We start from the raw sequence: 17197 nt of genomic DNA, 5'->3' as shown, positions 1-17197 counted from the left end.
CCCGGCACCGCGCGCCGGCAGCGGACGGGAAAAACGGGCTAGGCCTTGACCATGGTCGACTGAAAGCCGCCACCCGGCCATTCCCAGGCCCCGGTGTTGGAGCTGCGGTCCTCGTTGAACTTGCCGACGAAACGGGCGGGCGAGCCCGGGTCGCCGTACCAGATGGTCAGGGTGTCGCCGTTCACCTCCCAGGTGTACTTGAGGATCTCGTGGGACTGGCCGAACAGGTGCGACTTGAGCGTGCCGGTCTCCGGGTCGTAGCCGATGTACTCCACCGACCTGCTGACGCCCAGCTCGACGTGCTGGATCAGGTAGAAGCCGCCTTCCAGCCACTCGAACCTGACGGTGCCCTGGTCGGTCTCCTTGCCGTCCTCGAAGTTCGTCACCTTCCAGGTGCCGACGAGAACGTCGAGCTGCCGCATCGCGGGATTCGGGATTTTGTCGGCCATCGCGCATTCCTCCGTTTTTCACGACGTGGTGTGGCGGGGGCCACGGGCCAGATCGTACACTGCCTCCGGATGGCCGCCAATACATGCGCAATGCCGATCCTGACCGCTCTTCGCAAATAAAGTCAAGTGCGCTGTCCGCGCGAAAGTGAGCACGCTGGAAGAAGACCCGGAACGGGCGGCCGTGCTAGTACTCGAAAGAAGTGCCTGCCCGCAGGAATTCGCCACCGAGGCGAATTTCGGAAGGAGTTGCATATGAGCCGCCGTGGCTGGGTGCTGTTCGCCCTGATTTCTGTCATGTGGGGCATTCCCTACCTGCTGATCAAGGTCGCGGTGGCCGAGGTGTCGGTACCCGTGCTGGTCTTCGCCCGCACCGCCATCGGCGCCGCGATGCTCCTGCCCCTGGCGCTGCGCGGCGGGCAACTGGGAACGCTGCGGCGGCACTGGCGGCCGGTCATCGCGTTCGCCTTCCTGGAGATCCTCGCGCCCTGGTGGCTGCTGTCCGACGCCGAGCGGCAGCTCTCCAGCTCGACCGCCGGCCTGCTGATCGCCGCCGCGCCGATACTCGGCGTGCTGCTGGCCCGGATGACCGGCGGCGAGGAACGGCTCGGCAGGGCCCGCTGGGCCGGGCTGGCGCTCGGCGTGGTCGGCACCGCCGTGCTCGCCGGGCCGCACCTCGACGGCGGGGACGCCTGGTCGATCACCGAGGTGCTGCTGACCGTGCTCGCCTACGCGGTGGCCCCGCTGATCGCCGACCGCTACCTGCGGGACGTGCCCACCATCCCGCTGACCGCGGCCTGCCTCGCCTTCGCCGCGCTCGTCTACGCCCCCGCCGCCGCCTGGACCTGGCCCACCGTCATGCCCAGCGGCGCGGTGCTGGTCGCGCTCCTCGGGCTGGGGGTGCTCTGCACGGGGCTGGCGTTCGTGGTGTACGTCGAGCTCATCAAGGAGGCCGGCCCGTCGCGCGCGCTGGTGTCCACGTACGTGAACCCGGCCGTGGCGATCGCCGCCGGGGTGCTCGTCCTCCAGGAGCCGCTGACCGCGCTGATCGTCGTCTCCTTCGTGCTGATCCTGGCCGGATCCGTCCTGGCCACCCGCGCCGAGGGCGAGGTCACCCCGGCCCGGGAGCTGGAGGACGTGCGGTCCTGACGGCAGGAAGCTGCCGGTCACCGGCACGTAGCTGACGCCGATCCCCCTGGTTCCGAGGTCGCCCATCGAAGAGGCTCGTGGGTATCCACCACTACCGATGGGCGACCTTCATGACATCTGACCTGCTTTCCGGATTCATCGCTCGGACGAAGACCGATCCCGCCGCGCCCGCGCTGCTGACCCGTACCGGGACGGTCAGCTACGGCGAGCTCGCCGCGCTCGCCGGGCACGCCCAGGCGGAGCTGACCACCCTTTCCCCCGGCCCCGTCGCGGTGCTCGCCCAGAAGTCACCACAGGCGATCGCGCTCGTGCTCGGCTGCCTCGCCGCCGGCCGCCCGGTGCTGCTCCCGCCGGTCGACCTGGGCCCGGTCGCGCTCCGCGAGCTGTGCGAGCGGGCCGGCTGCGCGCAGGTGCTGGCCACCGACGCCGAGCACGCCGCGGAACACCCGGACCTCGTCACCCGGGTCATCGCCGGCGGCTCCGACGGCCCGCCGCTGCCCCAGCCCGCACCCGTCACCGCCACGCACACCGCCTTCGTCCTGACCACCTCCGGCTCGACCGGGACGCCGAAACTGGTCCCGCTCTCCTCCGGCGCGGTGACCCGCTTCACGGACTGGGCGGGCGACGCCTTCGGCCTCGGGCCCGGCGAGGTGGTGCTCAACTACGCGCCGCTCAACTTCGACCTGTGCCTGCTCGACATCTGGGCCACGCTGCGGCACGGCGGCTGCGTCGCCCTGGTCGACCCCGCGGTGGCAGCCAACCCGCGGCACGTCCGCGACTTCTTCGCCGCCTCGCGGGTGACCGTGGTCCAGGGCGTGCCCATGCTGTACCAGTTGCTGGGCGAGGGGGTGTTCCCCCGCGTGCGGCACGTCATCGTCACCGGGGACCACGCGCCGGCGCCGGTCCGCGCCACGCTGCCGGAGAGGTTCCCGAAGGCCCGCTACTACAACGTGTACGGCTGCACCGAGACCAATGACAGCTTCTGGCACGAGTTCGACGCGGCCGAGGCCGCCGCGCCCGGCCCCCTGCCGATCGGCGAGCCGCTGCCCGGCGTCGTCGCCGTCTTCGAGCACTCCTCCGGCCCGCAGCGGGCGGGGGCCGCCGAGCTCCTGGTCCGGACGCCGTTCCAGACCACCGGTTACCTGAGCGCAGATCCCGGCACGTCGGCCGCCCGGTTCGTCACCGGCGCCGACGGGCGCGCCTACTTCCGCACCGGCGACCTGGTCCGCCGCGACCCCGACGGGCGGCTGTTCCTGGTCGGCCGGGACGACTTCCAGCTCAAGGTGCGCGGCGTCCGCGTCAATCCCGAGCAGGTCGAGCGCGTCCTGCTGGAGCACGACGACGTCGTCGAGGCCGTCGTCGTGCCGGCACGCGACGGGGGAGAGGTCCGGCTGACCGCCTTCGTCCGCAAGGCGCACAGCAGCGGGCTGTCGGGCCTGCGCCTGCGCGCGCACTGCGCGACCCGGCTGCCGCGGGCGGCCATCCCCTCGGCCATCCGGCTGGTCGAGCACCCGCTCCCGCGTACCTCCACCGGCAAGGTCGACCGCAAGCGCATCGCCGCCTGATCAGGCCGTCTCATCGGGCGCCGCGCACCGCGGCGCCGCCTTCCCCACCGGATCGTCCTGAACACTGAGGAGAAGACATGACTCCCGTTGCACCCATCGGCGCCCACCAATTACTGATCTTCCTGCTCCAGGTCGGCTCGTTGCTGCTGCTGGCGCTCGCGCTGGGCTCGCTCGCGACCCGCTTGAAACTGCCCTCCGTGGTCGGTGAGCTGCTCGCCGGCGTGCTGGTGGGGCCGTCGTTGCTGGCGCATCTCGCGCCGGACTTCCAGCAGTGGCTGTTCCCCGCGCGGGCCGGCCAGTTCCACCTGCTCGACGCGGTCGGGCAGATCGGCGTGATCCTGCTGGTCGGCCTGACCGGCATGCACATGGACATGGGGCTGGTCCGCAGGCGCGCGGGGACGGCGGCGGGAGTCAGCGTGGGCGGGCTCGTGGTACCGCTCGGGTTCGGCGTCGCGGCCGGGTTCCTCGTTCCCGGGTCCCTGATCCCCGACGGGGCCGACAGCACGGTCTTCGCGCTCTTCCTCGGCGTGGCCATGTGCGTCAGCGCCATCCCCGTGCTGGCCAAGACGTTGATGGACATGAAGCTCATCCACCGCAACGTCGGCCAGCTCTCGCTCACCGCCGGGATGATCGACGACGCGTTCGGCTGGGTCATGCTGTCGATCGTCAGCGCCATGGCCGTGCACGCGGTGTCGGCGGGGACCGTGCTGACGTCCGTGGCCTACCTCGTGGCGATCGTCGCGTTCGCGCTCACGGTCGGCAGGCCGCTGGTGCGTGGCTCGCTCAGGCTGGCGGCCAGGTCGGAGGGGGCCGGGCCCACGGTGGCCACCACGGTCGTGCTCATCGTGCTCGCCGGGGCGGCCACGCACGCCCTCGGGCTGGAGGCGGTCTTCGGCGCGTTCGTGATGGGCATCCTCATCGGCAGCGCCGGCAAGGTGGACGCCGCCAAGCTCGCGCCGCTGCGTACGGTGGTGCTCGGCGCGCTCGCCCCCATCTTCTTCGCCACGGCGGGCCTGCGCATGGACCTGACCGCGCTGGGCGAGCCGCCGGTGCTGCTGGCCGGGCTGGCGATCCTGGCCATCGCCATCCTGGGCAAGTTCCTCGGCGTGTACGCGGGCGCCAAGCTGAGCAGGCTCAACCGGTGGGAGGCGCTCGCCCTGGGGGCCGGGCTCAACGCGCGCGGCGTCATCGAGGTCGTGGTGGCGATGGTGGGGCTGCGGCTCGGCATCCTGAGCGTAGAGGTCTACACCATGATCATCCTGGTGGCCGTCGTCACCTCGGTCATGGCGCCGCCCATCCTGCGCCTGGCCATGGCCCGGGTGGAGCGCACCGCCGACGAAGAGCTCCGCGAGACGGCGTACCGGGCTTGGGAGAGGCAGCCGTCGGCGTGACGGCGCGCGACGGGGACATCGTCCGGGCGACGCCCGGACGATGTCCCCGTCGCCTGTGCGGTGTGCGGCTGCATGATGATGCCATGCGCTCGGACGGAGAGGCCGGCCGCGACCGGCCGCCGGGCACGCCGGTGACACCGCCGCCGTCGCCGCCTTCCTTCCTCGCCTCGCCACACGCGAAATCGGCCCCCGGTGACAGCCCGCGCCACGCACACGAAAACGAAGACCCCCGCGGCCTCCGCGGGGGTCTTTCCGTGGTGTTCGTTTTATGTCGCTCCTTTCCTCGTCAACGGCCGGCGCAATTTTCGGGGCTCTCCTTTCTAGGCGGACGGCCAGGTGTTGTCGGGGTCGGCGACAGGGGCCGGCCAAGTGTTGCCGGGGGTGGTGGCGGGCACCGGCCAGGTGTTGCCGGGGTCGGTGGCCGCGACGACCTTCGGCCAGGTGTTGCCAGGGTTGGCGGCGGGGACCGGCCAGGTGTTCGGGTCGGCCAGCACCGAGCCGGCCGCCCGGTCCGCAACCAGGTCCAGCGCGCCGGCGCCCAATCCGAAAGCCGCACCGAAGGTCGCAACAGCCGCCGCAAGCTTGACAATCCTGCCGGAAATCCGCGGGGAAAGAATGGAGTTCGTCATTTCGCTGCCTCTTTCTCAGTCATTTGTTTTTCGGAGCCGTTCTCGCTTGCACTTCCAACTTTGCGATCCCGGCGCCCGGCAAACCAGATAAAACCGAGTCAGCAAGCTGCAGGCGCGTTGCACCTTCCTGCCACGCGCCTCCATGGAGCGCCGCCCCGGCCGGCCCGACAGTGAGAGGACAGGCATTGACGTGACCTGAACGTGGTTGGTGAATGGAGAGCGCCATGAAGAGACAGATCGTCCTCGTGCCCGGTCCGTGGATGGGAGCCTGGTGCTGGGAGGCGGTGCAGCAGCGCCTGCGTGGGCACGGCCACGACGCGCTGGCCATCACCTTGCCCGGGCTCGCCGGCGCCGGGGAGGACGTCTCGCACGTGGGGCTGGAGACCCACGTGGAGCGTGTCATGGCCTTGCTGGAGGAGCGGGACCTGCGCGAGGTGGTGCTGGCCGGGCACAGCTATTCGGGCCTCGTGGTCGGCCAGGTCGCCGACCGGGCGCCGGACCGGGTGGCGCACACGGTGTTCATCGAGGGGTTCCTGCCGCATGACGGCAAGTCGATGCTGCACGCCTTCCCCGAGCGGGTGCGCGGCAGCGAGCTGAGGCAGATCGCCGAGAACGCGGGCCGGTGGCCGGCCCCCGACGCCGCCGTGGTGGGCGACGGGCAGGGGCTGACCGCGCGGCAGGCGCACTCGCTCGCGCGGCGCTTCGTGGGCCACCCGGGACGCACCCTGGCCGACCCCGCCAAGATGAACCGGCCGCTCGCCGACCAGCGCGCCACGTACGTCATCTGCTCCATGGAGCACGTGGGCGGCCGGATCGCCCCCGACGTGGCCGCCATGCGCATGGCGCCCACGTGGGACTTCGAGACCCTGCACACCGGGCACTGGCCGATGATCTCCACGCCGGGCCCGCTGGCCGACCTGCTGGCCAGGATCGCGGACGGCGCCGCCGCCGTGCCCGGGGCGGCGGGGGAGCGGCGGCGTACGCATGAGGACGCGTGAGCGGTGGGGGAATGGCGAGGGAGTGGCGGCGCACGCATGGGGACGCGTGGGGACGGCGCGGGAGCGGCGGCGCACGGACGAAGGTGCGTGGGCGGCGGGGCGGGCGCACACTGGCCGCTCATGGACACCGATGTGCTGCTGCCGCTGCGGACGACCGGCTCCGGAGTGCCGCTGTTCTGCGTCCATCCGCTGTCGGGGCTCGGCTGGTGCTATGCGGGCCTGGTGCCCTACCTGGGCCGGCGTCCCCTCTACTGCCTGCAGGCGTGGCGGCCGCCCGCACGCGACCTGGCCGCGATGGTGGCCGGCTACATCGCCCGGATCCGCACGGTGCGGCCGGACGGGCCGTACCAGCTCATGGGCTGGTCGGCGGGTGGCAGCATCGCGCACGCGGTGGCCTGCGGGCTGCAGCGGGAGGGGGCGGACGTCGGCTTCCTGGCGCTGCTCGACTCCTTCCCGAGCACGGGGCAGGACACGCAGCCGGCGGACCCCGAGTGCGACAGGCTGGACCTCGCCCGCACGATCGCGAGCGACCTGGGCGCCCGCCACCACCCGGGCGACCCGGAGGGGGACGCCGCGTCCGTGCTGCGGCGCCTGGCCCGTGACAGCGGCCTGAGCGAGCGGCTGCTGGCGGAGCTCGTGGAGACCGCGCTCGGCACCCGCGCCGCCGTACGCCGGGCGCTGCCCGGCACCTTCCGCGGCGACGTGCTCCACCTGGAGGCGGCCAGGGAGAGCAGAGGAACCCTGACGCCGCGCGCCTGGGCGCGCCACGTCGACGGACGCCTGGACGTGCGCCGCGTCGACTGCCGGCACGTGGACATGATGCGGCCGGGCCCCCTCAGCGTCATCGGCCCCGTCCTGGCCGCGGAGCTGGCCGGCCGGAGAGCCGGACTGGCGAGCTGACCTGCTGAGGGTCGCCACCACCTGTCATCCAGCACGGTCAGAGATGCTGCCGGGACCCCGACGTTGGGATTCTGGCCACCATGAAGGCTCTGGTGCTGTCCGGCGGGTCAGGCACCCGCATGCGCCCCCTGAGCCACTCCATGCCGAAGCAGCTCATCCCGATCGCGAACAAGCCGGTCCTTGAGCACGTGCTGGAGAGCCTGCGAGAGCTGGGCGTGACCGAGATCGGTCTCGTGGTCGGCGACAGGCAGGCGCAGATCGCCGAGGTCGTCGGCGACGGCTCGAGGTTCGGGGCGCACGTCACCTACATCCGCCAGCCCAGGCCGCTGGGGCTGGCCCACTGCGTCAAGCTGGCCCGCGGCTTCCTCGGTGACGACGACTTCGTCATGTACCTCGGGGACTGCGTGCTGGCAGGCGGGATCGGGCCGATCGCCGAGGAGTTCCGCGCCCTGCGCCCCGCCGCGCAGCTCGTGGTGCGCCGGGTAGCCGACCCCCGGGCGTTCGGCGTCGCCGAGCTCGACGCGGCGGGCGCGGTCCTGCGCGTGACGGAGAAGCCGGAACGGCCCGCCAGCGACCTGGTGATGGTCGGCGTCTACTTCTTCACCGCCGCAGTCCACGAGGCCGTCGAGTGCATCGCGCCGGGACGGCGCGGCGAGCTGGAGATCACCGACGCCGTCCAGTGGCTGATCGACCACCGCCTCGAGGTGCGGGCGAGCGTGTACGACGGGTACTGGACCGACGCCGGCCGGGTGGACGACGTCCTCGACTGCAACCGCAGGATGCTGGCCACGCAGGCGCGCGGCATCGCCGGCCACCTCGACGGGCTCAGCGAGGTGCGCGGCGAGGTGGTCATCGAGCCCGGCGCGCGCATCGTCGCCTCCACGATCGAGGGGCCGGCGATCATCGGCGCGGACACCCTCATCGTGGACAGCCACGTCGGTCCCAACACCTCCATCGGCACGGGCTGCGTGGTGCGCGCCACCCGCATCGCCGACTCCATCGTGCTGCACGGCGCCTCCATCGAGGAGGCCAGCCTGCGCGGCTCGCTCATCGGACGGTTCACCACCGTGGCGCCGGCACAGGCGCACCACCGGCTCGTGGTGGGCGACCACACCCGGATCGAGCTGACCACCTGACCGGCAAGAGATGAGGAGTGAGGACGTGACCCACGACGGCGCCCCGCGCGCGGGGCGGAAGGAATGGATGGGGCTGGCCGCGCTGGCCCTGCCCACCATGCTCGTGTCGCTGGACATCAGCGTGCTGTTCCTGGCGTTGCCGCACCTGAGCGTCGATCTGGGCGCGGACGCCACGCAGCAGCTCTGGATCACCGACATCTACGGCTTCATGACCGCGGGCTTCCTGGTCACCATGGGCTCGCTGGGCGACAGGATCGGCAGGCGCAGGCTGCTGCTGGTCGGCGGGGCGGCCTTCGGCGTCGTCTCCCTGGTGGCGGCCATGTCCACCAGCCCCGAGATGCTGATCGTGTGCAGGGCGCTGCTCGGGATCGCCGGGGCGACGCTGCTGCCGTCCACGCTGTCGCTGATCGGCGTCATGTTCCGCGACCCCAAGCAGTTCGGGCAGGCCATGGCCGTGTGGGGGACCGCGTTCATGGTCGGCATCGCGCTCGGCCCCGCCGTCGGCGGCGCGCTGCTCGAACGGTTCTGGTGGGGCTCGGTCTTCGTGATGGGCGTGCCGGTGATGCTGCTGCTGCTCGCGGCGCTGCCGCTGCTGCCGGAGTTCCGCGACCCGGGCGGCGGGCGGCTGGACCTGTTCAGCGTCGTGCTGTCCCTGGGCGCGATCCTGCCGCTGATCTACGGGCTCAAGGCCGTGGCGCGGGACGGCTGGGCGGCGGGACCGCTGGTCGCGATCGTCGCCGGGCTGGTCGTGGGCGTGGTGTTCGTACGCAGGCAGCGGGCACTGGAGCATCCGCTGTTCGACCTGCGCCTGTTCCGCCACCGGGCCTTCACCGCCGCGGTGCTGATCGGGATGTTGTGCGGCTCGCTGCAGACGGGCACCGGGATGGAGGTCGCCCTGTTCCTGCAGACCGTGGAGGGGCTGTCCCCGCTGGTCGCGGGGCTGTGGCTGCTGATCCCCTCCCTCGTGCTGATCGTCTCCATCAACCTCACGCCGCGGGTGGCCGCCAAGGTGCGGCCCGCGTACGTGCTGGGCGGCGGCATGCTCATCGCCGTGCTCGGCCAGCTCCTGATCACCCAGGTCGCGGTCGGCGCCGTGACCCTGCTGATCGTCTTCCTGTCCGTGTGCTACTTCGGCGTCGGCCCCGTGGGCGGGCTGGTCAACCAGGTGGCCATGGCCAGCAGCCCGCCGGAGAAGGCCGGCTCGGCCGCGTCCATGGTGGCCACCGGCGGCGAGTTCGGCGTGGCGCTCGGCATCGCGACGCTGGGCACGCTCGGCACCGCCGTCTACCGCAGCGAGCTGGTCCTGCCGGCGGGCGCGCCGGCGGCGGCCGGTGACAGCATCAACGGCGCCGTCGGCGCGGCGTCGGGGCTGCCCGCCGCCCAGGCCGCGGACCTGCTGGACGCCGCGCGCGCGGCCTTCACCACGGGCCTGCACGTGGTCGGCGCGGTCAACGCCGTCCTGTTCGCCGGGCTCGCGCTGCTGGCCCTGACCCAGCTGCGCCACCTGGCGCCCTTCGCGGGCCACCACCACCCGGAGCCGGAGCAGGGGCAGGAGCAGGAGCCCGCCCTGGCCAAGTGACCGGGCCGGGAGCAGGGACCCGCTTGCGCCGAGTGCCCGGGGCGGGAGCAGGGACCCGCTTGCGCCGAGTGACCGGGCCGGGAGCAGGGACCCGCTTGCGCCGGGTGACCGGCCGGGAGCGGGGACCCGCTCTCGCCGGGTGACCGCACCGGCCGGATGAGCGCACAAGGAGAAGGGGCCCGCCCCGCAGGGCGGACCCCTCTTTCCGCGGGCCGCGTCAGCCGAGGCCCGCGGGCGGTGTCAGCCGAGGCCCGCGGGCGGTGTCAGCCGAGGCCGAAGTGGGCGCGGGCCAGCTCCCGGTTGGCCACCGTGGACAGGAAGATGGCGAAGCCGGCGTGGCTGTGCAGCGTGGACATGTCCCGCCAGATCCGCTCGATCCGCTCCCCGTTGCGTACCGCGCTGGACCCCGCGGTGGGGAACAGGCAGCGCTCCACCGCGCGCCACGACAGCCGGGCGATCTCCCTGCTGATCGTGGCGATCCGCAGGTCGCGCTCCCTGGTGAACGCGCCCTGGACGCAGGCCCGCTGCCACTGCCTGATCGCGTCCGACCACGCCGCCTCCGCCGTGGCCAGGAGCCCGGCGGCCTCGCCGTACCAGAACTGGTAGTCCGGGTCCTCGGCCCGCAGCGAGAACGGCGGGAACACGGTCGTCCTGACCCGCATCAGCTCCTCGTAGGCGTCCAGCGCGCCCTTGGCCATGCCCAGCATGACGGTGGCGCTGTCCAGCAGCATGAAGCTGAGCGGGCCGCCGCCGTACTCCGGGTTGCCGTGCAGGGACAGGCCCGGCGTGCCGCCGGCCACCGACGTCTGGCTCAGGTGCAGGGGCAGCGTGTAGTGCCCGGGGATCGAGGCGTGCTCGAAGACGACGCTGTGCGAGCCGCTGCCCTTGAGGCCGAGCTGGTTGCCCCAGTCGTCCAGCCGGCGCCACCGGTCGCGCGGCGCCACGAACAGCATGGGCGCGCCGTCGACCACCACGTGACCCATGAAGTGGGTGGCGTAGGGGGCGCCCGAGCAGTAGTTCCAGGTCCCGTCGAGGATCCACTGGCCGTCCTGGCCGCGCGTCGCGGCGCCGCTGGGCGCCACGGTGGCGGGGCAGACGAAGTCGCCGGTGGCGAACAGCTCGGCCTGCGCCCGCTCGCCGAACAGGGTGGCGACCGCGAGCGCGTGCGCCGTTCCGAGCGAGTACATCCATCCGGTCGAGGGGCATCCCCGCGCGAGCGTCATCGACACGCGCAGGAACGTCTCCACGCCGAACTCGTAGCCGCCGAAGCGGCGCGGCACCAGGATGCGGTAGAAGCCGGCCCGCGCGAAGGCCTCGTGGGTGTCCCGCGCGTAGTAGGTGCGCTGTTCCGTCTCGGCCTGGCGCGCGACCAGGGCGGGCACCATGGCCTCCGCGCGCGCGACGATCTCGTCGGGGGTGAGAGCGGGCTCGGGCGGAGCTCCGGGGGCATGAGTGACGGCTGTCATGCTGCGCGAACCCTTCGTCTCGGGTTTTTCCCCAGCGTCGCCCGCATCCGCCCGCCCCGCATCTCCTGGCGTGCCACGCAATCACGCACGTCAGGAGATGCGCACGTCAACGTCCAAATGGGACGTTCAGGTGGGCAGTTCCTCGACTGACGTCTGGGAGGACATCGTGTTGGTGACCGATGCTCCGGCGCGGGAAGACCTGGTTCACCGCGCCTCGGAGATCGTGCCCGTCCTGCGCGGGCACGCGGCATGGGCGGAGGAGAACCGCAGGCTCCATGAGGAGTCGATAGCAGCAATGGCAGACGCGGGCGTGTTCAGGCTGAGGACGCCACGCCGTTACGGCGGTCACGAGGCGGACACCCGGACGCTGGTCGAGGTGGCCACCGAGCTGGGCAGGGCGGACGGCTCCACCGCCTGGGTCGCCTCCGTCTACTGGATCCCCACCTGGATGGCCTGCCACTTCCCCGAGGCGGTCCAGGACGAGGTGTTCGCCACGCCGGACGTGCGCATCTGCGGCACGCTCAGCCCGACCGCCATGGCCACCCGCACGGACGGCGGCATCGTCGTCAACGGCAAGTGGGGCTTCGTCAGCGGCGCGCACCACAGCCACTGGCAGGAGATCGTGGCCGTCATCGTCAGCGAGGACGCGCCACCCGAGCCGATCATGGCGCTGGTCCCGATGTCGGACCTGATCGTCATCGACGACTGGCACACCTCCGGCCTGCGCGGCACGGGCAGCGTCAGCACCGTGGCGCAGGACCTGTTCGTCCCCGCCGAGCGGGTCATGCCGCTCGGCGCCATCCTGGAGGGCGCGCACGCCGACGGGGCCAACGCCGGCTCGCCGATCTACCGGCAGCCGCTGCTGCCCGTGGCCTCCGCCTCCTCGGTCGGCACCGTGCTCGGCCTGGCCGAGGCCGCCAGGCAGGCGTTCTTCGAGCGGCTGCCCCAGCGGAAGATCACCTACACCGGCTACGAGAGCCAGAGCGCCGCGCCGCTGACCCACCTGCAGGTCGCCGAGTCCACGTTCAAGATCGACCAGGCCGGGTTCCACGCCGGGCGCCTGGCCGCGACCGTCGACGACAAGGGCGAGCGGGGCGCCGCGTGGAGCGTCGAGGAGCGGGTGCGCGCCCGCGCCGACCTGGGCGCCGTGTGCAGGCTCGGCAAGGAGGCCGTGGACATCCTGGCGACCGCGAGCGGCGGCTCGTCCATCTACAGCGACGTCCCGATCCAGCGGATCGCCCGCGACGTCCACGCGGTCAACCAGCACGCGCTCATGCACCCGAACACCAACACCGAGCTGTACGGGCGCATCCTGTGCGGCCTCGAGCCCGACACGCTCTACATCTGAACACGCCTGGAGGAGACACCATGACCACCGCACCCGCACACGCCCCCGACCAGGCCGCCGTGGCCGCGCTGCCGCAGCGTGTGATCGAGGCCTGGGCCGCGCACGACGCCGACGCCTTCGCCGCGGTCTTCACCGAGGACGGCTCGATGATCCTCCCCGGCCAGTACCGCAAGGGACGCGAGGAGATCCGCGCGTTCATGACCGCCGCCTTCGCCGGCCCCTACCAGGGCACCAGGGTCACCGGAACGCCCATCGACGTGCGCTTCTTCAACGACGACTGCGGCGTCCTGATCACCCAGGGCGGCGTGCTCGCCCCCGGGGAGAGCGAGGTCCCGGCCGAGCGCGCCATCCGCGCGTCCTGGCTCGTCGTGCGCCAGGACGGGCAGTGGCGGCTGGCCGCCTACCAGAACAGCCCGCGTGACTGAGATGGCTGGCCACGTCGGGGACCGCGCGGTGGTGCTCGGCGGCGGCATGGCGGGCCTGCTGTCGGCCCGCGTGCTGTCGGAGTTCTACACCGAGGTCCTGGTGATCGACAGGGACACGCTGACAGGGGCGAGCGGCCCGCGCAGGGGCGTCCCCCACGGCTGCCACGCGCACGCCCTGCTGGCCCGCGGCCAGCAGATACTCGACGAGCTGTTCCCCGGCCTCACCCGGCAGCTCATCGACGCGGGCGTGCCCGCGGGCGACATGGCCACCCGGCTGCGCTGGTACTTCAACGGCCGCAGGCTGCGGCAGGCGCCCAGCGGGCTGGTCAGCGTGTCGGCCACGAGACCCGTCCTGGAGGAGCAGGTCAGGCTCAGGGTGGCGGCACTGGACAACGTGCGCTTCCTGGAGCGTACCGACATCCTCGGCCCCACCACCTCGGGCGCCCGCGTCACCGGCGTGCGGGTGCGCAACAGCGAAGGCGACGAGGAGCACCTGGCCTCCGACCTGCTGATCGACGCGACCGGCCGGGGCTCGCGCACGCCCGCGTGGCTGCGGGAGCTCGGCTACGACCGGCCGGAAGAGGACCGGGTGAAGATCGGCCTGGCCTACACCACCCGCCACTTCCGGCTGCGCTGCGACCCGTACGGCGACGACCTGTCGATCAACCCGGTGGCCTCCCCGGCCAACCCGCGCGGCGCCTTCTTCCCCAAGCTGCCCGGCGACGTGAGCATGCTCTCGCTCACCGGCATACTCGGCGACCACCCGCCGGCCGACTACGACGGCTTCCTGGCCTTCGCCAAGTCCCTGCCCGTCCCGGACGTCTACGAGGCGATCCGGGACGCGGAACCGCTGGACGACGGTGTCACCTTCACCTTCCCCGCCAGCGTGCGGCGCCGCTACGAGCGGCTGGCCGGCTTCCCCGACGGCCTGCTGGTGCTCGGCGACGGCGCGTGCAGCTTCAACCCCGTGTACGGCCAGGGCATGACCGTGGCCGCCATGGAGTCCGTCATCCTGCGCCAGCACCTGCGCCAGGGCACCGAGCCCCGGTGGCGCCCGTTCTTCAAGGACATCTCCCGCGTCATCGACGTGCCGTGGGAGATCTCCGCGGGCGCCGACCTGGCCTTCCCCGGCGTGCAGGGGCCGCGCACGCTGAAGGTACGGCTCGCCAACGCCTACATGGGCCGGCTGCACGCCGCGGCGGCCCGCGACGGCGCGGTCACCGCCGCCTTCATGCGGGTGGCCGGGCTCGTCGACCCGCCGCAGGCGCTCATGCGTCCAGGCCTGATGCTGCGGGTCCTGGCCAACGGCAGGCCCGCCACCGGCGAGGAGACCGTCCAGCCGCTCCCGGTGCTGAGAGGCTGACGGGACACACGAGAAGGCGCCGGCGGTTGTGCCGCCGGCGCCTTCCGATGTGTCACGCGAGCGAACGCGCGAACGTCCTGACGTCGCCCACCAGCAGCTCCGGCTGCTCCAGCGCGGCGAAGTGCCCGCCGCGGTCGAACTCGGTCCAGTGCGTGATGGTCGGGATGTCCCGGTCGGCGAGCCTGCGGACGGGGACGAAGATGTCCCGGGGGAAGACCGCCACCCCGACGGGCACGGTGATCGGCGGCGGCCGGTGACCCTCGGCCGCCTGCCGCAGCCCCGCCGCGCCCTCGTAGTAGAACCGGGCCGACGAGCCGGCGGTCGCGGTCAGCCAGTAGATCGACACGTTCGTCAGCATGCGGTCCCTGGCGACGGCGTCCTCGGGCACCTGGCCGGAGTCCGTCCAGTCGCGGAACTTCTCCACGATCCAGGCGAGCTGCCCGACCGGCGAGTCCGTCAGCGCGTAGGCCAGTGTCTGCGGGCGGGTGGACTGCAGCTTCATGTAGCCGGACAGCTCCTGGTCGAAGCGGGCGAGCCCGGCCAGCCGCCCCTGGTCCGACGGCGACAGGCCCGCCAGCTCGGCGGGGTCGCCGGAGGGGAAGGCCATGAGCATGTTGACGTGCGCGCCGATGACGGACTCCGGGGCCAGCCTGGCCAGCTCCAGGGAGATCACCGCGCCGGCGTCGCCGCCCTGCACCAGGTAGCGCTCGTAGCCCAGGCGCCGCATCAGCTCCGCCCAGGCCAGCGCCACCCGGTACGGATGCCACCCGGCCTCCCTGGTGTGACCGGAGAACCCGAAGCCGGGAATGGACGGGATCACCAGGTGGAAGGCGGGGCCCTGGCCGCGCGGATCGGTCAGCGGCCCGATGACGTCCAGGAACTCCGCCACCGAGCCCGGCCAGCCGTGGGTGAGCAGCAGCGGGACGGCGTCCGGCTCCGGCGACCTGACGTGCAGGAAGTGCACGGTGGCGCCGTCGATCTCGTCGACGAACTGGGGATGGCCGTTGAGCTCCGCCTCCGCGGCGCGCCAGTCGAAGTCGTGCCGCCAGTAGGTGGCCAGCTCCTTGAGGTAGGTCAGCGGCACGCCGCGCTCCCAGCCGGTGCCGGGCAGCTCGTCGGGCCAGCGGGTGTCGTCGATCCTGCGATGCAGGTCACGCAGGTCGCCGTCGGGGATCTCGATGCGAAACGGCCTCATGCTTCCGCCCTTTCTCAGAGGGTCTCTGTCTGTCGTAGCCCGGCGAACGAGGACAGGTCGGGCACCGTCCAGCCGTCCAGGTCGTACTCGCTGAGGCACTGCTCGGCGAACGCCGCGTACTCTTCGAGCTGGCCGGAGGCCATCTGCCCGAACAGCAGCTCGATCCTGGTGTTCTCGTGGTTGCCGGCGTAGTTGCGCTCGTACAGCTCGTGCCGGCCGCCGAACTCCGAGCCGACGGCGTCCCACAGCAGCTTCATCACCTTGACCCGCTCCTCGGCCCCGGAACCGTCCGAGCCGCGCAGGTACTTGTCCAGGTAGGGGCGGATGTCGGGGTTCTTGAAGTCGGCCGCGCCCGAGTTGACGTAGATGAGGCCGCTGGCGACGTCCTGCAGGATGATCTCCCTGATCCGCGGGTAGCCGATCTGCGTGAACCAGCGGTAGGCCATGCCGTACTGCGGGTTGGGCAGCAGCGCGCCGTTCTTCCACGGCACGGGGTTGCGGGCGGCGGCGTCCGACAGCGCCCAGAACAGGTTGCGCCAGGCCAGCACCTCGCCGACGCGGCTCTGCACGCCGCGGAAGTCCTTGGTGCCGGTGATCTCCAGGGCGCGCAGCAGCAGGCCCGCCAGGAACTCCAGCTTGACCGCCAGGCGCGTGCAGCCGTGGAAGGTGAAACGCTCGATGAAGCCGGAGCGGCCGGTGAAGAGCTGGACCTTGCCGAGGTCGCCGTAGATGAAGACGTTCTCCCACGGGATGAGCACCTGGTCCAGCACGAGGATGCTGTCGTTCTCGTCCAGCCGGGAGGAGAGCGGGTAGTCGAACGGGCTGCCGGTCAGCGCGGCGGCCGCCGTGTAGGAGGGCCGGCAGATCAGCTTGAGCCCCGGCGCGTCCATCGGGACCGTGGCCACCAGGGCGAACTCGCGCTTCTTGATCGGCAGGCCGTAGTGGGCCAGGAAGTTGTAGTGGGTCAGCGCGGAGCCCGTGGCGACCACCTTGGCGCCGCTGACCACCAAGCCCGCGTCGGTCTCGCGCTCGACGTGCACGTACACGTCGCCGACCTGGTCGGGCGGCAGGTTGCGGTCCACGGGCGGGTGCACGATCGCGTGGTTCCAGTACAGGACCTTCTCCTGCGACTCGCGGTACCACCGGCGGGCGTTGTCGGCGAACGGCGCGTAGAAGTCGGCGTTGGCGCCCAGCGTGCCCAGGAAGGAGGCCTTGTAGTCGGGGCTGCGGCCCATCCAGCCGTAGCTCATCCTGGCCCAGGTCGCGATGGCGCGCTGGTCGGCCACCAGGTCCTCCACGCTGCGGGGCGTGGTGAAGAAGTGGTGGGTGTAGCCTTCGCCGCCGCTGTCGGTGGGGCAGGTGAGCTGGTCCCGGGTCGCCGGGTCGTGCAGGGCGTCGTACAGCCTGGCCGTCATCCGCACCGGGTTGTGGAAGGCCGGATGCTCGGTGACGTCCTTGACCCGGTCACCGTAGAGGTAGATCTCGCGGGCGTCACGCAGGCTCTCGACGTACTCGCTGCCGGTCATCGGGCGCGTCGCGGGCATCGGCATCTCCCTGCTCCAGGCGGCGTTTGCGCCCCTCCAGCCTGGCATCCGGGCCCGGCCCGG

The 17197-nt window shown here is 72.1% G+C and carries 15 protein-coding genes; 10 read left to right on the top strand and 5 right to left on the bottom strand.

What is annotated here, in order from left to right; all coding sequences use genetic code 11:
* Positions 1 to 38: 38 nt before the first annotated feature.
* Positions 39 to 449, bottom strand: a complete 411-nt coding sequence (locus AB0I79_RS27915; RefSeq protein WP_357878471.1) for a hypothetical protein — start codon at positions 447 to 449, stop codon at positions 39 to 41.
* A 252-nt stretch (positions 450 to 701) separates the two neighbouring features.
* Here AB0I79_RS27915 and AB0I79_RS27910 point away from each other — a divergent pair, with 252 nt between their 5' ends.
* The 3 genes from AB0I79_RS27910 (at position 702) to AB0I79_RS27900 (ending at position 4551) form a co-directional block, all read left to right on the top strand.
* A complete protein-coding gene (locus tag AB0I79_RS27910; protein ID WP_357878468.1) occupies positions 702 to 1595 on the top strand; it encodes a DMT family transporter in 894 nt (297 codons plus the stop codon).
* Positions 1596 to 1705: 110 nt separating this feature from the next.
* Entirely contained in the window at positions 1706 to 3160 is a 1455-nt protein-coding gene (locus tag AB0I79_RS27905) for an AMP-binding protein (RefSeq protein ID WP_357878465.1), read from the top strand.
* 77 nt (positions 3161 to 3237) lie between these two features.
* The gene (locus tag AB0I79_RS27900; RefSeq protein WP_357878462.1) at positions 3238 to 4551 is read left to right on the top strand and encodes a cation:proton antiporter; all 1314 of its coding nucleotides are present in this window, start codon (positions 3238 to 3240) and stop codon (positions 4549 to 4551) included.
* A gap of 320 nt (positions 4552 to 4871) precedes the next feature.
* Here AB0I79_RS27900 and AB0I79_RS27895 read toward each other — a convergent pair whose 3' ends face one another.
* Positions 4872 to 5180: a hypothetical protein gene (locus tag AB0I79_RS27895; RefSeq protein WP_357878458.1), complete on the bottom strand. Its 309-nt coding sequence runs from the start codon at positions 5178 to 5180 to the stop codon at positions 4872 to 4874.
* Positions 5181 to 5404: 224 nt separating this feature from the next.
* Here AB0I79_RS27895 and AB0I79_RS27890 point away from each other — a divergent pair, with 224 nt between their 5' ends.
* The 4 genes from AB0I79_RS27890 to AB0I79_RS27875 all read left to right on the top strand — a co-directional run bounded on the left by AB0I79_RS27890 (position 5405) and on the right by AB0I79_RS27875 (position 9793).
* Positions 5405 to 6178, top strand: a complete 774-nt coding sequence (locus AB0I79_RS27890; RefSeq protein WP_357878455.1) for an alpha/beta hydrolase — start codon at positions 5405 to 5407, stop codon at positions 6176 to 6178.
* Between the two features lie 120 nt (positions 6179 to 6298).
* Positions 6299 to 7078, top strand: coding sequence for a thioesterase domain-containing protein (locus tag AB0I79_RS27885; RefSeq protein ID WP_357878452.1), 780 nt, complete (start codon positions 6299 to 6301; stop codon positions 7076 to 7078).
* 80 nt (positions 7079 to 7158) lie between these two features.
* Positions 7159 to 8214: a glucose-1-phosphate thymidylyltransferase gene (locus AB0I79_RS27880; protein ID WP_357878449.1), complete on the top strand. Its 1056-nt coding sequence runs from the start codon at positions 7159 to 7161 to the stop codon at positions 8212 to 8214.
* A gap of 25 nt (positions 8215 to 8239) precedes the next feature.
* Entirely contained in the window at positions 8240 to 9793 is a 1554-nt protein-coding gene (locus AB0I79_RS27875; RefSeq protein WP_357878446.1) for an MFS transporter, read from the top strand.
* A 263-nt stretch (positions 9794 to 10056) separates the two neighbouring features.
* Here the strand turns inward: AB0I79_RS27875 and AB0I79_RS27870 are convergent, their stop codons facing one another.
* On the bottom strand, positions 10057 to 11259 hold the full coding sequence (locus AB0I79_RS27870; RefSeq protein WP_357878443.1) for an acyl-CoA dehydrogenase family protein: 1203 nt from the start codon (positions 11257 to 11259) through the stop codon (positions 10057 to 10059).
* Between the two features lie 166 nt (positions 11260 to 11425).
* On the opposite strand from AB0I79_RS27870, the gene AB0I79_RS27865 reads away from it, so the two are divergent.
* Genes AB0I79_RS27865 through AB0I79_RS27855 form a run of 3 tightly spaced genes read left to right on the top strand, consistent with a single transcriptional unit; the run spans position 11426 to position 14395 of the window.
* Positions 11426 to 12607 carry an acyl-CoA dehydrogenase family protein gene (locus AB0I79_RS27865; RefSeq protein WP_357878440.1) on the top strand — a complete coding sequence of 394 codons (1182 nt, stop codon included), beginning with the start codon at positions 11426 to 11428 and terminating at the stop codon, positions 12605 to 12607.
* Positions 12608 to 12627: 20 nt separating this feature from the next.
* Positions 12628 to 13032: an SgcJ/EcaC family oxidoreductase gene (locus AB0I79_RS27860; protein ID WP_253744941.1), complete on the top strand. Its 405-nt coding sequence runs from the start codon at positions 12628 to 12630 to the stop codon at positions 13030 to 13032.
* A 1-nt stretch (position 13033) separates the two neighbouring features.
* Positions 13034 to 14395 (top strand): FAD-dependent oxidoreductase, encoded by a 1362-nt coding sequence (locus AB0I79_RS27855; RefSeq protein WP_357879038.1) that lies wholly within the window; start codon positions 13034 to 13036, stop codon positions 14393 to 14395.
* A 52-nt stretch (positions 14396 to 14447) separates the two neighbouring features.
* On the opposite strand, the gene AB0I79_RS27850 is transcribed toward AB0I79_RS27855, so the two are convergent.
* Positions 14448 to 15590 carry an epoxide hydrolase family protein gene (locus AB0I79_RS27850; protein WP_357878437.1) on the bottom strand — a complete coding sequence of 381 codons (1143 nt, stop codon included), beginning with the start codon at positions 15588 to 15590 and terminating at the stop codon, positions 14448 to 14450.
* A 14-nt stretch (positions 15591 to 15604) separates the two neighbouring features.
* On the bottom strand, positions 15605 to 17134 hold the full coding sequence (locus AB0I79_RS27845; RefSeq protein WP_357878435.1) for a 4-hydroxyphenylacetate 3-hydroxylase N-terminal domain-containing protein: 1530 nt from the start codon (positions 17132 to 17134) through the stop codon (positions 15605 to 15607).
* Positions 17135 to 17197 lie beyond the last annotated feature (63 nt).

The sequence above is a fragment of the Nonomuraea sp. NPDC050202 genome (assembly GCF_040656115.1).
Lineage (GTDB): Bacteria > Actinomycetota > Actinomycetes > Streptosporangiales > Streptosporangiaceae > Nonomuraea.
This window is presented reverse-complemented; position numbering and strand designations above follow the sequence as displayed.

What these genes read in the sequence shown, in the direction of transcription:
- AB0I79_RS27915 (WP_357878471.1), bottom strand. Translation starts at nt 449, where the DNA reads ATGGCCGACAAAATCCCGAATCCCGCGATGCGGCAGCTCGACGTTCTC.
- AB0I79_RS27880 (WP_357878449.1), top strand. Translation starts at nt 7,159, where the DNA reads ATGAAGGCTCTGGTGCTGTCCGGCGGGTCAGGCACCCGCATGCGCCCC.
- AB0I79_RS27900 (WP_357878462.1), top strand. Translation starts at nt 3,238, where the DNA reads ATGACTCCCGTTGCACCCATCGGCGCCCACCAATTACTGATCTTCCTG.
- AB0I79_RS27905 (WP_357878465.1), top strand. Translation starts at nt 1,706, where the DNA reads ATGACATCTGACCTGCTTTCCGGATTCATCGCTCGGACGAAGACCGAT.
- AB0I79_RS27870 (WP_357878443.1), bottom strand. Translation starts at nt 11,259, where the DNA reads ATGACAGCCGTCACTCATGCCCCCGGAGCTCCGCCCGAGCCCGCTCTC.
- AB0I79_RS27910 (WP_357878468.1), top strand. Translation starts at nt 702, where the DNA reads ATGAGCCGCCGTGGCTGGGTGCTGTTCGCCCTGATTTCTGTCATGTGG.
- AB0I79_RS27895 (WP_357878458.1), bottom strand. Translation starts at nt 5,180, where the DNA reads ATGACGAACTCCATTCTTTCCCCGCGGATTTCCGGCAGGATTGTCAAG.
- AB0I79_RS27850 (WP_357878437.1), bottom strand. Translation starts at nt 15,590, where the DNA reads ATGAGGCCGTTTCGCATCGAGATCCCCGACGGCGACCTGCGTGACCTG.
- AB0I79_RS27890 (WP_357878455.1), top strand. Translation starts at nt 5,405, where the DNA reads ATGAAGAGACAGATCGTCCTCGTGCCCGGTCCGTGGATGGGAGCCTGG.
- AB0I79_RS27885 (WP_357878452.1), top strand. Translation starts at nt 6,299, where the DNA reads ATGGACACCGATGTGCTGCTGCCGCTGCGGACGACCGGCTCCGGAGTG.
- AB0I79_RS27860 (WP_253744941.1), top strand. Translation starts at nt 12,628, where the DNA reads ATGACCACCGCACCCGCACACGCCCCCGACCAGGCCGCCGTGGCCGCG.
- AB0I79_RS27845 (WP_357878435.1), bottom strand. Translation starts at nt 17,134, where the DNA reads ATGCCCGCGACGCGCCCGATGACCGGCAGCGAGTACGTCGAGAGCCTG.
- AB0I79_RS27855 (WP_357879038.1), top strand. Translation starts at nt 13,034, where the DNA reads ATGGCTGGCCACGTCGGGGACCGCGCGGTGGTGCTCGGCGGCGGCATG.